A 13,332-nucleotide genomic window follows, 5' to 3' on the forward strand; every position below is an offset into this window, starting at 1 on the left:
GCGCCTGGGTCACAGGTTGTGCGGGAGGTGGCGTTCTGACTGGTTCCAGAAGCGGGTGAGGGTGTGGGCCGTGGTTTCCGGGGCCTCCACGGCGGGGGAGTGGACGGCGCCGGGGACCACGAAGCAGTCGGCTTCCAGGCGGTCGGCCATTTCCGCCTGTGAGATGGGGGTCCAGCCGTCGTCGTGTTCGCCGTAGAGGACCAGGGTGGGGACGTCCACCTGGCGGAGGTCGTCTATGCGGTCGACGGCTTCCAGGACCTGTGCGGCCATGGTGGTGAGGCCGGTCAGGGAGTTGGCGAACATCCTTGTGCGGAGGAAGGCGAGGATGTCGTCGGGGACGCCGGCGGCCATGGCGTCCGGCTCCAGGCGGTTGGTCCAGAGGTAGTCGAGGCCGACCTCGGGGAGGGTGCGGAGCAGGGCGCGGCAGAGCTTTTCGCGTTGGCCCATGATGCCGGCGGGGCCGCTGCTCATGAGGGTGTTGGAGGCCAGTTTGGTGGCGCCGCCGATGACGGCCTCGCGGGTGACGAGGCCGCCGAAGGAGTGGCCGACCAGGTGGACGGGCTCGCCGCCGCCGACGGCCGCGGCCACGTGGTCGATGTCCTCGCCGAGGGCCTCACAGGTGTAGGCGGCGGGGTCGTCGGGACCCTTGGTCTCGTACTGGCCGCGCATGTCGATGGCCACGATGCGGCGCCCGGCCTGGGCGAGCGTCTGCAGGATGGCGATGAAGTCTTCCTTGCTGCCGGTGAGGCCGGGTACCAGCAGCGCGGGCAGGCGCTCGGGGACTCCGTGGATCGGCAGGGCTTCGAGCGCCGCGAAGGTCCCCACCGGCGTCTCGATCTGCTCGGAACGGACACCGGGAGGCAGCGTAAGGAAGCGCGGCGTGCTCACACGGCACCACGATACTGGGGATTCATGCTGGCAACACCGTCGAAGGACCTACGTCGGTCGCGTGGCTGGCTTTCCACATTCCCACCTGATCAGCTGGCACCCGTCACGGCCGGACCCGCCGGACCCCTCGCCCGGACGGCCCCGGCCGTGCTCGCTCATTCCGCGTTACCCTCTGCGGCCCCGCTGCGGCGGACGGCGGCGCTGCTTGACCTCGGAGGCGGCGGACGGCGCGACCTCCTCGTCCTCTGAGGCGAGGTCCGGCGAGCGGAAGACGACCATGAAGGGGGAGGACGGGATGATCCGCTCCGGCTCGGGCCGGGGGATCACGGCTCGCGGCGCCTCGGGTGCCTCCGGCATCTCGTCGTACCCCTCGTCGTAGTCGTCCCAGTCGCCCGTGTCGGCCACCGGGGTGTCCGGCGCGACGTCGGACAGCGCGCCGGACAGCGCGGCGCGGTTGGCGCCCCTGCGGACCCGGCGGACGGCCGGGGCCGCCACGGTGCCGGGAGCCAGGACGTCGCCCTCCACCGGCGCGACCCGGCGGCGCGCCACCCGGCGGGTGACGGTGACCGGTGCCTCGGCGGGAGCCAGCTGGACGGGAATGTCGTGGACGGGAGCCTCCTGGGCGGGCACGTCACGAAGCGGTACGTCGTGAACGGGTATGTCGAGCACCGGCATGTCGAGCGCCGGCTCCTCGTGGACGGGCTCGGGCTCGGGCAGGGCCCTGGCCGGAGCCGTGTCCGGCGCGAGGGGAGTCTCCTCCGCGCCGAGGGTCTGCCCGCCGCGGGTGCGGCGGCGCTGACGGCCCCGGGACGGGCGCTCCTTGCGCTCCTCCCGGTCCTTGCGCTCCTCGCGCTCGTCGCCACGGCGCGAGCGGTGGCGGCCGGTCTCGCCGAGGTCCTCGATGCGCTCGGCGTCGAGGCCCGCCCGGGACCGGTTGGCGCGCGGCAGCACACCCTTGGTGCCCTCGGGGATGCCGAGGGCGGTGTAGATGTGCGGGGAGGTGGAGTAGGTCTCCACGGGCTCGGCGAAGTCCAGGCCGAGCGCGTTGTTGGCGACCTTCCAGCGGGCGAGGTCCTCCCACTCGACGAAGGTCACCGCGACGCCGGTACGGCCCGCCCGGCCGGTGCGGCCGATGCGGTGGACGTAGGTCTTGTCGTCCTGCGGGCAGTCGTAGTTGACGACGTGGGTGACGTCGTCGATGTCGATGCCGCGGGCCGCCACGTCGGTGGCCACCAGCACGTCGACCTTGCCGTTGCGGAACGCCCGCAGCGCCTGCTCGCGCTGGCTCTGCCCGAGGTCGCCGTGCACGGCGGCCGACGCGAAGCCGCGCTCCCTGAGCTGCTCGGACACCATGTCGCAGGCCCGCTTGGTCTCGCAGAAGACCATGGTCAGCCCACGGCCCTCGCACTGGAGGGCCCGCCCCAGGATCTCGATCTTGTCCATCCGGTGGACCCGCCAGACGAACTGGGTGGTCTTGGACGGGCTGTCGCTGTCGGCGTCGGCGTTCTCGGCCCGGACGTGCGTGGGCCGGGACAGGTAGCGGCGGGACAGGGTGACGATCTCGCCCGGCATGGTCGCGGAGAACAGCATGGTCTGCCGCTCCGCCGGGATGAGCTTCATGATGCGCTCGATGTCCGGCAGGAAGCCGAGGTCGAGCATGCGGTCGGCCTCGTCCAGCACAAGCATGGACACCTGGCTGAGGTCGAGGTGCTTCTGGTTCACGAGGTCGAGCAGGCGGCCGGGGGTGCCGACGATCACGTCGACGCCCTGCTTGAGCGACTCGATCTGCGGCTCGTAGGCGCGACCGCCGTACACGGTGAGGATGCGAGAGCCCAGCTTGCCACCGGCGACGAGGAGGTCCTCGGTCACCTGGAGGGCGAGCTCGCGGGTCGGCACGACGACCAGTCCGCGGGGCTTCTTGCGGTTCTTGCGTGGCTTGCCCACCCGCTGCAGCATCGCCACACCGAAGGCGTAGGTCTTCCCCGTGCCGGTGCGTGCCTGGCCGATGACGTCGTGGCCGCCGAGCGCGATCGGCAGGGACATCTCTTGAATGGGGAAGGGAGAGACGATGCCTTCTGTCTCCAGGGCATCGGCAATCTCGGGAATGACTCCAAGGTCTCGGAACGTGGTCAGCTCAGCCTGCCTAAGTCTCCTGCGAAGGCGGGCTCCGGGACCGCAGGCCGGAGTGTCTCCGGGCCGGTCCGCGCGGACAAGCCAACCCTCATCTCGTCTGGGCGACCGCCGCGGACATCTCGCGGGGGGCTATCAAGCGGGCGAATTCGCCCTGGATAACATACTGCGGTCGCACTCTTACAGAGCAGTGTACTCGATACCACAACTGCGAGCCGATTTCTTCGTGTTCCACATGGTACGGGGTCGTCGTCCGGCGTGTCTTCGGCCGAGGTGCGGCGGCTCCGCCCCGGACTACGCTGCCCTCATGAGTGATTCCCCTCCCGGTGTCGTCGACCTGCTCGGCGTGCTCGCCTACGCGGAGCTGACCGCTTTCCTCAAGCTCGCCGAGGACGCCGCGGCCCTCGCCCCCTCGCTCACCGACCGCGCCGCGCTCAGCGACCTGGCCGCGGCCGAGTACGCCCATTTCCGTCTCCTGCGCGACCGGCTCGCATGGCTCGGCGTCGACCCCGAGGCGGCCATGGCGCCGTTCGTGGCGCCCCTGGACGACTGGCACGCCCAGACCAAGCCGGGGGACTGGCTGGAGGCCCTGGTGAAGGCGTACGTCGGCACGGGGATCGCCGGCGACTTCTACCGGGAGGCGGCGCGGCACGTGGAGCCGGAGACCCGCAAGCTCGTCGACGAGGTGCTGGGCGAGGAGAACAGGTCGGAGTTCGCCGTCGACAGGGTGCGCGCGGCGCTGGCGGAGAACCCCAAGGACGCCGGGCGGCTGGCGCTGTGGTCGCGGCGCCTGGTCGGCGAGGCGCTGAGCCAGGCGCACAGGCTCGCCGCGACCCGGCCCGAGCTGGCCCTGCTGCTGGTGGCCGCCGACCCCGCGGCGGAGGGCGCCGGGGACGCCGGGCTGGTGGGCATCGGGCGGCTCTTCTCCCGGCTCACCGAGGAGCACGGCAAGCGCATGTCGGCGCTCGGTCTCGTCCCGGCGCCCTGAAAGACGCGGCGCGGGCCCGTCCGGAGGGGATTGCCGGCGATTGACCGGCTGATCGAGCGGCGCGAACGCCCCCGGCGGTTGTAGCGTCGAGGCATGAGGGCCTCGCGCCGCTATGGCAGTTCCTTGATGAGATGTGGACCCAATCGCTGGACCTCGCGGCCCGTGCTGCGCAGGGAGTGCGCGGACTGTCCCGCCGCCGCCCGCAAGCGGGACGGCGGGAGGAGATTCCGGCGCCCCTGCGGGTGTTCACTAGGCGGGCGGGACGACTGTACCGGCCTGTGACATCGTGATCCGTCCGCCCCGGCTCTCAAGATCCTGAGGCCGGGTGGGGGTCAGCTCAGATGGTGCCTCCGAAGCCGACGACGCGGTTCTCGTCCTCGCCGATCTCCACGAAGCCGAGGGACAGCACGGGCACGATCACGCGTCGTCCCTTGACGTCGGTGAGGGTGAAGACCCCGCGGTCGGCGGCGAGCGCGTTGCGCAGCTCCTGTTCCACCTCTTCGGCGGACAGATCGGTCTCGACGACGAGCTCGCGGAGCACGGAACGTACGGCGATCTTGATTTCCATCGGGGTTCCCTTCGAGCCTCGACATGGGGTGTCGATCCCATCGTGTCCCCATGTGGGCTCCCGTGCCCGCACTGATCGCGTCAAGCGAACAACGCGGGCGGGCCTTTCGTGAGGCGTCAGGTGGTGCGGGGGAAGCCGCTGATGCCCCGCCAGGCCAGGCGCGCCATGAGCTGTGTCGCCGTGTCCTTGGGGATGGAGCCGTGCTGGGTCAGCCAGTACCGGGCGCTGACCTCGGCCATGCCGACCAGGCCGACGCCGAGCAGGTGGGCCTCGTCGCTGGAGCAGCCGGTGTCCTCCTGGATGACCTGACTGATCATCTCGGCGCTCTCCTGGAGCGAGCGCTCCACGCGCTGGCGCACCGGCGCGACGTTGCGCAGGTCGGACTCGAAGACCAGGCGGAACGCCTCGCCCTGGCTGGAGACGAAGTCGAAGAACGCGCCGATGGCCGCCTGCACGCGCTGCTTGTTGTCGGTCGTGGAGGCCAGGGCCTCGCGGCAGCGGGTCGTCATGTCCTCGACGTGGAGGTCGAGCAGGGCGAGGTAGAGCTCGAGCTTGCCGGGGAAGTGCTGGTAGAGCACCGGCTTGCTGACGCCGGCCCGCTCGGCGATCTCGTCCATGGCGGCCGCGTGGTAGCCGTTCTCCACGAAGACCTCTTGTGCCGCGTTGAGCAACTGTCGGCGTCGGGCCATCCGGGGCAGCCGGGTGCCCCGGGGCTTCGCGTCCGGAGTAGCGGTCACGGGATTCTCCTTGGGACGGTTCACGCGCCACGCCCTCGGTAGGCGCGCTGGCGGTTCATGCTGGTCGAGTTGCCGCCGGCCCGTTGCCGGCCAGGCCGTCGCCTGCCCCTTGTCTCCCCGCGGATCCGGGTCCGGGGGTACACATCCTACGCACCGGTAACCAGCTCAGCGATAGTCGTCGTCACCGAGGTCGACCTCGCGTTCCTGGTCGACGGCGTCGGCGGGATCCACGTCGTAGCGGATCTCCAGGGGCCATTCCCGCTGGTCGGCGCGGATGACCCGGTGCTGCTCGACGGCGTCGGCCTCGGGGACCTCGATCTCGAGCTCGTCCGCCACTTCGTCCAGGGGGTCGAGCGCGTCCAGCGGGCGGCCGTCCCCGGTCACGTCCATCTCCGACATGGTGCGTCCCCTCCGAATAGCTGGCGAGCCGGGCTCGCCGCCTCCATACCCCGCTGGGTCAAGCCTAAGGCCCCTCCTTTGCCGCGCCCGGTTCCGGCACCGCCTACGGCCCCATCAGATCGCCGTGCGCGGCGGCGCGTTCCAGCGCGTCCTCGGGGGTGAGGACCAGCTCGCGAGGGTCGGTGCACGCCTCCACCTCCGCCCAGGTCAGCGGTGTGGACACCGTCGGCGCCGGGTTGGCGCGCAGGGAGTACGGCGTGACGGTGGTCTTGGCCGGGTTGTTCTGGCTCCAGTCGATGAAGACCTTCCCGGGGCGCAGCTTTCTGGCCATCTTGCTCACGATCTCGCCGGGGCGCTGGGACTCCAGCAGCTCGGCGACCGCCTTCGCGACGTCCGAGGGGTCCTCGGCGCGGCCCGCCCAGGGGACGTAGACCTGCATCCCCTTGTTGCCGCTGGTCTTCGGGTGACCTTCGAGGCCGTGGTCGCGCAGCACCTCGCGCAGGCGGACGGCGACCCGGCAGCACTCGACGACGGTCGCCGGGGGGCCGGGGTCCAGGTCGAAGACCATGATGTCCGGGGGGAGCGGCCGGCCCTCCTCGTCCACGCGCCACATCGGCGTGTGGAACTCCAGGGCGGCGAGCCCGGCGAAGTACACCAGGGTCGGCAGGTCGTCCACGACGGCGTAGTCGATGGTCGAGCGGTTCTTGGTGCTGCCCGGCGCTGGCAGCCGTACGGTGCGCACCCAGGCGGGGGTGTGCGCGGGGCGGTTCTTCTCGAAGAAGAACGGCGCGGCGACTCCCCCGGGGTAGCGCTTGACGGTGAGCGGCCGTCCGCGCAGATGCGGCAGCATCACCGGCGCGATCCGGCTGTAGTAGTCGATGACCTCGGCCTTGGTGAACCCCTGCGCGGGGTACAGCACCTTGCCGAGGTTGGTCAGCGTCAGCTCACGGTCCCCGACCCGCACCCGGACCTTCTCCGCCACCTGTGTCCCTCCGCGCCCGTCCGCCGCCGGTTCACCCCTATGCCTTCGGTCCGGCATGGCTGTGACCGGATACGGCAATCCACAGTGGGTATCTGCCCATTTAGATACCGCATTGCGCCCTTGTCGCTACCGAACATGTGTTCGATAGTGGTGCTTGAGGTGAGGAGAGGCCATGCGCAGCATCTGGAAAGGTGCCATCTCGTTCGGGCTCGTCACGATCCCGGTGAAGCTCTACTCGGCGACCGAGCAGAAGGACGTGACCTTTCACCAGGTGCACCGGGAGGACGCCGGCCGCATCAAGTACAAGCGGGTGTGCACCGTGGACGGCGAGGAGGTCTCCTACGCCGACATCGCCAAGGGCTACGAGCTGCCCGGCGGCGAGATCGTGGTGCTCACCGACGAGGACTTCGCCGACCTGCCGCTGTCCACCTCGCGCCGCATCGACGTGTTGCAGTTCACCCCGGCCGACCAGCTCGACCCCATCATGTTCAACAAGTCCTACTACCTGGAGCCGGAGACCACCGGCGTCAAGCCGTACATCCTGCTGCGCGACGCGCTGGAGCGCACCGGGCAGGTGGCCATCGTGAAGATCGCGATGCGGCAGCGGGAGTCGCTCGCCGCGCTGCGCGTCCGCGACGGCGTCTTCGTGCTGGAGACCATGTTGTGGCCGGACGAGGTGCGCGAGCCCGGGTTCGAGTTCAAGGACGAGGACGTCGAGGTCCGTCCCCAGGAACTGCAGATGGCCGAGTCGCTGATCCAGACGATGGCGGGGGAGTTCGACCCCGCCGACTACCACGACGCCTACCGCGAGGCGCTCCAGCAGGTCATCGAGGCCAAGGTGGCGGGCAAGGAGATCGTCCGGCCGGAGGCGCCCGAGGAGGCCAAGCCGGCCGTCGACCTGATGGCGGCGCTGCGCGCGAGCGTCGACGCGGCCAAGAAGGAACGCGAGGGCGCCCCGCGGGCGCGGAAGCCGGCCGCCAAGGCGGGTGCGGAGGCCGGCGCGGCGGCCGAGAAGGCGGAGAAGGCCGAGAAGCCGGAGAAGAAGCGGCGTACCAGGAAAACGGCGTGACGCCGATTTCCCGGGTGCGCGGGGGCCGGTTTCACGGCGTCGCGGAATCGGCCGTGGGAGGCGTCGTGGAATCGGCCGTGCGAGGCGGGGTGGCCGGGCGGGAGAAACGCGGACACGGGTGAACGCCGGGCGCCGCGCTGCGGAAATTACGGCCCCCGGCGGGGAAATACAGTAAATGAGTGGAAATAGTGGGAGGAGGCCCCAGAGCGGGTTCCGCTCCGGGGCCTCCGGTGTGACATCTCACCGCCGGGCGACCGGGTTCACCGGGCCGGCGACGGCTGTGAAGGGCCGCCCGGCGAGACGAGATCAGCGCTCGTGCTTGCCACCGTGGTGGTGCTTCTTGTGGTGGTGGAAGTGCGGGATGAAGCGCTTGTCGTCGCGGAAGTAGTTGTGGTGTCCGCCGTGGTGGTCGTGGTGACCGATGATGGCGCGGAAGAACCGGGCCTCGACGATCTTGAAGTAGCAGTTGCGGTGGTGGCCGCCGTGGCTCCGGTGGTGCTTGCGGTGCTTCTTGAAGCCCTTGCCGCCCCAGTCGTCGTCGTCGCCGTAGCCGTAGTCGTGGTCCCCGTGGTGGTGGTGGCCGTGGTGGTGGTGATGGCAGTGGTGGCCCCCGCCGCCCTCGCCGCCGCCGCCGAAGTCGCCGAAGCCGCCGAAGTCGTCGCCCCAGCCGAAGTTGGTGGTGACGGCCGCGGAAGCGCTGGCGCTGGTGGCGGTGATCGCCCCCACGCCGGCCATGCCACCGGTGAGTGCCGCGGTGATGGTCAGCATTGCGGCGTATTTCTTAACGTCGGGCATTGCGTTTTCCCCCTTGACGCATCGGGTTGCCCAGCGGAGGCATTTACCGGAATTTCCCGGTAAATGCCGGGGATTGCTCAGTAAGAGCGTTCCCACTTGTCTAGTTATCCTGGCGACCCATACGACAAACGAGGATCACTCCCTTTTGGCAGCTCCTTAACCCGCCCTTATGTCTTTCAGTTCGATATTTCCCTATTTGTCCGATTTTTCGAGTGATCTTGTGCAGTGTCCCCAGCCATCCCCTGCCATGGCGGGTGCCGGAGGTGCGGGAGTACGGCGGGGGGTTATCGTCGGAACGGACGGTTAACGGAAGGGGCGCGACCGTGGAGGAACCGATACCGCACTGGCCGGGGGAACTCGTCGAGCTGGACGGGCACACGCTCCACGTCCGCGCGACCCCCTCCGGCCCCGGCGACCCGGACGATAAGGCCGTCTACGTGCACGGCCTGGCCGGCTCCGCCACCAACTGGACCGACCTGATGTCCGAGCTGCGCCCCTCGGCGCGCGGCTACGCCCTCGACCTGCCCGGCGCCGGGTACTCCCCCGCCCCGTCCGGCGGCGACTACTCCGTCGACGCGCACGCCGCCGCCGTCACCGCGCTGATCGAGCACGTCGGCGGCCCGGTCCACCTCCTCGGCAACTCCCTCGGCGGCGCCGTCTCGGTCCGCGTCGCCGCCACCAGACCGGACCTCGTGCGCACCCTCACACTGGTCTCGCCCGCGCTGCCCGACCTGTTCCCCCGGTACGGCCCCGCCCGGGTGGCGTTCTCGGCCACCCCCCGCCTCGGCGAGTGGGCCGTCGACCGGCTGCGCACCCTGCCCCCCGAGCGGCGCATCAGGGCCACCATGGCCATGTGCTACGCCGACACCGGCCGGGTCCACCCGCTGCGGCTGGAGGACGCCGTGGCCGAGCTGCGCCGCCGCGACGCGCTGCCGTACGCGGGCCCGGCGCTGCTGCGCTCCGCGCGGGCCCTGGTCAACGAATACTTCCGCCGCGGCGAGGAGAACCTCTGGCGCCAGGCCGCCCGGGTGGCGGCGCCCACCCTGGTGGTCCACGGCCGCCACGACCGCCTGGTGGACCCCCGGATGGCGAGCCGGGCCGGGCGCACCTTCCCCGACGTGCGGCTGGCGCTGCTGCCCGACGCCGGTCACGTGGCCCAGATGGAGTACCCGGCCGTGGTCGCCCACCACGTGCGCGTGCTGATCCGGGACGCGGCGGCGATGTTGCCCCTTTCGGATGATGCGCGGGGGCGAAGCGTCCTGCATAGTGCGAAGAATCAGGTCGATTCCACCTCGGTCGGGTAAGATCGCCGATTCGGGAATGCGGGGGAGACCGGGTTAGGTTGTGAAGGACGGCGGGGTCGCAAGGCCTGACGGCGAGCCGCCAATCCGGGAGCAGGCCCTGAAACGGGAGCGTAGAACTGTGTCGTTGCCACCGCTGGTAGAGCCGGCCGACGAGCTGACCGTTGACGAGGTGCGCCGCTACTCTCGCCACCTGATCATTCCCGACGTGGGCATGGCAGGGCAGAAGCGGCTGAAGAACGCCAAGGTGCTCTGTGTAGGCGCCGGCGGCCTCGGTTCCCCAGCCCTCATGTACCTCGCCGCCGCCGGGGTGGGCACGCTCGGCATCGTGGACTTCGACGTCGTCGACGAGTCCAACCTGCAGCGTCAGATCATCCACGGCCAATCGGACATCGGCCGCCTCAAGGCCGAGAGCGCCGCCGCGAGCGTGCGCGAGATCAACCCGTACGTCGAGGTGATCATCCACAACGTCGCGCTGACGACGGACAACGTGATGGACATCTTCGCCGGGTACGACCTGATCGTCGACGGCACGGACAACTTCGCGACCCGCTACATGGTCAACGACGCGGCCGTCCTGCTGGGCAAGCCCTACATCTGGGGCTCCATCTACCGCTTCGACGGCCAGGCGAGCGTGTTCTGGACCGAGCACGGCCCCTGCTACCGCTGCCTGTACCCCGAGCCCCCGCCCCCCGGCATGGTGCCGTCCTGCGCCGAGGGCGGCGTGCTCGGCGTGCTGTGCGCGTCGATCGGCTCGATCCAGGTCAACGAGGCCATCAAGCTGATCACCGGCATCGGCGACCCTCTGGTCGGCCGCCTGATGATCTACGACGCGCTCGAGATGAAGTACCGCGACGTCAAGGTCCGCAAGGACCCCGAGTGCCCGCTGTGCGGCAAGAACCCCTCGATCACCGAGCTGATCGACTACGAGGCGTTCTGCGGCACGATCTCCGAGGAGGCCCAGCAGGCGGCCACCGGCTCCACCATCACGGCCCAGGAGCTCAAGGAGATGCAGGACCGCGGCGACGACATCTTCCTGGTCGACGTGCGCGAGCAGAACGAGTACGAGATCGTCAGCATCCCGGGCGCGGTGCTCATCCCGAAGGGCGACTTCCTGCGGGGCACCGCGCTGGAGCGGCTGCCGCACGACCGGAAGATCGTGCTCCACTGCAAGTCCGGCGCCCGCTCGGCCGAGGCGCTCGCGGTGCTGAAGAGCGCCGGGTTCTCCGACGCCGTGCACGTCGGCGGCGGGGTGCTGAGCTGGATCAGGACCGTCGACCCCTCGCTGCCCACCTACTGACCGGCCCGCCGGTCCGTGCTTCGGCTGTCCCGCGGCCGGCGTCCTCTCCGGAGGGCGCCGGCCGCGGGCGTTCCGGCGCCGCGGAACAGCCGGGAAGGGGTTCCGGGCACCGCCGCGATCGGATCGGTCCTGATGGAACGCCGGATGTCTCCCGGTCTGGGGCGTTAAGGTCGGCTCGTGAGTGAGTCGCGTGTCTGGCCGTCCCTGGTGGCGGCCTCGGCGCTTACCTTGCTCTGCGCCGTGGTGGCCGGGGTGGCCGCGGGCTCCGCCGGCGGCGAGCTGACGCGCGGCCCGACCCCGGCCGAGCTGCGGCAGGCCTCGGCCGTCGAGCTGGCCCGGCGCTGGCAGTCCTGGCCGGCCGGCAAGATCTTCCCCGAGCGGCTCCCCTACGTCGCCGAGCAGGGCGGCAAGGAGTACGCCCGCCGGGTCGGCGTCTCCACCCGCACCGACTGCTCGGCCGCGGTGGACGCCGCGCTGCGGCCCGCGTTCCGTACCGCGGGCTGCCGTGCCGTGCTGCGGGCCACCTACCTCGACGCGCTGCAGGGCGTGGTGGTGACCATCGGGGTGGCGGCCTTCCCCGACACCGCGTCGGCGTCCGGCGCGCGCGAGGCGTTCCCCCGCGCGGGGGCGCCGTCGCCCGGCCTGCGCGCCCTGGCCTTCCCGCGCACCGTCGCCGACCGCTTCACCGCCGCCGCCCGCCAGTCGGCCTCACTCGGCCAGGCCGGGCCCTACCTCGTGCTCACCACGGCGGGCCAGGTGGACGGCCGCCCGGCCCGCTCCGTCGGCCACCAGCGCGCCTCGATCTTCACCTTCACCGCCGACCTGCGCGAGCGCGTCCTCACCACCATGGCCACCCCCGCCCACCCGGACTGCGCGGGCAAGGACTGGCAGTGCTGACCACTCGCGTCGTCGTACGGGGCCTGGCCGGGCTGCTGGCCGCGATGGCCGTGCTGGTGCCGTCCGCGCCGCCGGCGTCCGCCGACCAGGTGCGGGGGAGTCAGAGCCGGGTGCTGCGCACCCTCGGGGTCGACGCGGCGTGGCGGGTCACCCGGGGGGCCGGGGTGGTGGTGGCCGTGCTGGACTCCGGGGTCGATCCCCGCCACCATGACCTGGCCGGGTCGGTGGTGACCGGGCCCGACCTCACCAGGGGCGCCAACCCCCGGGGCGTGAGGCCGGGCCGCCTGCACGGCACCTACATGGCCTCCCTGATCGCCGGGCACGGCCACGGCCCGGGGCGCGCCGACGGGGTGATCGGGGTCGCCCCGGCCGCCAGGATCCTCTCGGTGCGGGTCATCCTGGAGGACGACGAGCCGGGGTTCCGGCACTTCAACTCCGAGGCGAGATTCGAGAACGTCGTCGCGCGCGGCATCCGCTACGCCGTCGACAAGGGCGCCGACGTCATCAACATGTCGATCTCCAAGGACAGGCCCACCCGGCAGGAGCGCGCGGCCATCAGGTACGCGATCTCCAAGGGCGTCGTGCTGGTCGCGGCGGCCGGGAACGACGGCGCGGGCAAGGCGGACGGCCCGTACTCCTACCCGGCCTCGCTGCCCGGCGTGATCTCGGTGGCGGCGGCCGATCGTGCCCTGCACAAGGCGTCGTTCTCCAACCGCAACTCCCTGGTGCTGGTCGCGGCGCCCGGCGTGGACGTCTTCGGCGCCGGCCCCGGCGACCAGTACTGGGTGGGCCGCGGCACCTCCCAGGCCACGGCCCTGGTCTCCGGGGTCGCCGCGCTGATCAAGGCCAAGTACCCCAGGATGACCCCAGCCCTGGTCGCCCAGGCCCTGACGTCCAGCGCGCGGCGCCGGACGGCGCGCGGCTACGACCCTGGAATGGGATTCGGTGTGGTGAACGCGGCCCGCGCCCTGGCCGAGGCCGCCCGGCTGGCCGGATACCGTCACACCGCCTCCGGGGCGGGCGTGCAGGACCCCGATCTGCCGATCGCCGCCGGGGGCGCGGACGGGCGTCCCCAGCTTGCTCCGGTGCAGGTGGTGGCCAGGGACACCGGTCTGGTCACGATGTACGGGGCGGTCGCGCTGGGGGCGGCCGGGTGCTCGGCCGGGTGCCTCGTCGTGCTGATCGTCCTTGTGCGCCGGGCCAGGCGCAGGCGCGAACACGTGATGATCGAAAATCCCCAAGCGGACCGACGCCGCCGGGCGCCGACGTAGCATCAAG

The 13,332-nt window shown here is 71.1% G+C and carries 13 protein-coding genes; 6 read left to right on the forward strand and 7 right to left on the reverse strand.

The features are described 5' to 3' along the window. Positions 1-9: 9 nt before the first annotated feature. Both ACFP1K_RS09675 and ACFP1K_RS09680 read right to left on the reverse strand, forming a co-directional pair. Positions 10-888 carry an alpha/beta fold hydrolase gene (locus ACFP1K_RS09675; RefSeq protein ID WP_380749280.1) on the reverse strand — a complete coding sequence of 293 codons (879 nt, stop codon included), beginning with the start codon at positions 886-888 and terminating at the stop codon, positions 10-12. Positions 889-1,053: 165 nt separating this feature from the next. Further along, positions 1,054-2,931: a DEAD/DEAH box helicase gene (locus tag ACFP1K_RS09680; RefSeq protein ID WP_380749282.1), complete on the reverse strand. Its 1,878-nt coding sequence runs from the start codon at positions 2,929-2,931 to the stop codon at positions 1,054-1,056. A 394-nt stretch (positions 2,932-3,325) separates the two neighbouring features. Here ACFP1K_RS09680 and ACFP1K_RS09685 point away from each other — a divergent pair, with 394 nt between their 5' ends. Further along, positions 3,326-4,006, forward strand: a complete 681-nt coding sequence (locus ACFP1K_RS09685) for a ferritin-like fold-containing protein (protein ID WP_380749285.1) — start codon at positions 3,326-3,328, stop codon at positions 4,004-4,006. A 337-nt stretch (positions 4,007-4,343) separates the two neighbouring features. Here ACFP1K_RS09685 and ACFP1K_RS09690 read toward each other — a convergent pair whose 3' ends face one another. The 4 genes from ACFP1K_RS09690 to ligD all read right to left on the reverse strand — a co-directional run bounded on the left by ACFP1K_RS09690 (position 4,344) and on the right by ligD (position 6,692). Next, positions 4,344-4,574 (reverse strand): DUF3107 domain-containing protein, encoded by a 231-nt coding sequence (locus tag ACFP1K_RS09690; protein ID WP_380749288.1) that lies wholly within the window; start codon positions 4,572-4,574, stop codon positions 4,344-4,346. A 116-nt stretch (positions 4,575-4,690) separates the two neighbouring features. After that, positions 4,691-5,311, reverse strand: a complete 621-nt coding sequence (locus tag ACFP1K_RS09695) for a TetR/AcrR family transcriptional regulator (protein ID WP_380749291.1) — start codon at positions 5,309-5,311, stop codon at positions 4,691-4,693. A 165-nt stretch (positions 5,312-5,476) separates the two neighbouring features. Further along, complete coding sequence (locus ACFP1K_RS09700) at positions 5,477-5,710, reverse strand: hypothetical protein (RefSeq protein ID WP_380749295.1); 234 nt, start codon at positions 5,708-5,710, stop codon at positions 5,477-5,479. A 103-nt stretch (positions 5,711-5,813) separates the two neighbouring features. Beyond that, entirely contained in the window at positions 5,814-6,692 is an 879-nt protein-coding gene (gene ligD / locus ACFP1K_RS09705; protein WP_380749298.1) for a non-homologous end-joining DNA ligase, read from the reverse strand. Positions 6,693-6,864: 172 nt separating this feature from the next. Here ligD and ku point away from each other — a divergent pair, with 172 nt between their 5' ends. Beyond that, positions 6,865-7,761 (forward strand): non-homologous end joining protein Ku, encoded by an 897-nt coding sequence (ku, locus tag ACFP1K_RS09710; protein WP_380749305.1) that lies wholly within the window; start codon positions 6,865-6,867, stop codon positions 7,759-7,761. Positions 7,762-8,067: 306 nt separating this feature from the next. On the opposite strand, the gene ACFP1K_RS09715 is transcribed toward ku, so the two are convergent. Then, the gene (locus tag ACFP1K_RS09715) at positions 8,068-8,556 is read right to left on the reverse strand and encodes a hypothetical protein (RefSeq protein ID WP_380749308.1); all 489 of its coding nucleotides are present in this window, start codon (positions 8,554-8,556) and stop codon (positions 8,068-8,070) included. A gap of 323 nt (positions 8,557-8,879) precedes the next feature. Here ACFP1K_RS09715 and ACFP1K_RS09720 point away from each other — a divergent pair, with 323 nt between their 5' ends. From ACFP1K_RS09720 to ACFP1K_RS09735, 4 genes are all read left to right on the forward strand, one after another. Beyond that, positions 8,880-9,860, forward strand: coding sequence for an alpha/beta fold hydrolase (locus ACFP1K_RS09720; protein WP_380749311.1), 981 nt, complete (start codon positions 8,880-8,882; stop codon positions 9,858-9,860). A 118-nt stretch (positions 9,861-9,978) separates the two neighbouring features. After that, entirely contained in the window at positions 9,979-11,157 is a 1,179-nt protein-coding gene (moeZ, locus tag ACFP1K_RS09725) for an adenylyltransferase/sulfurtransferase MoeZ (RefSeq protein ID WP_380749314.1), read from the forward strand. Positions 11,158-11,409: 252 nt separating this feature from the next. Next, the gene (locus tag ACFP1K_RS09730) at positions 11,410-12,054 is read left to right on the forward strand and encodes a hypothetical protein (RefSeq protein WP_380749317.1); all 645 of its coding nucleotides are present in this window, start codon (positions 11,410-11,412) and stop codon (positions 12,052-12,054) included. Continuing rightward, positions 12,048-13,325: a S8 family serine peptidase gene (locus tag ACFP1K_RS09735; RefSeq protein ID WP_380749320.1), complete on the forward strand. Its 1,278-nt coding sequence runs from the start codon at positions 12,048-12,050 to the stop codon at positions 13,323-13,325. Before ACFP1K_RS09730 ends, ACFP1K_RS09735 begins: the two co-directional genes overlap by 7 nt. Positions 13,326-13,332: the final 7 nt, after the last annotated feature.

It is taken from the genome of Sphaerisporangium aureirubrum (assembly GCF_042658925.1).
GTDB lineage: Bacteria > Actinomycetota > Actinomycetes > Streptosporangiales > Streptosporangiaceae > Sphaerisporangium > Sphaerisporangium aureirubrum.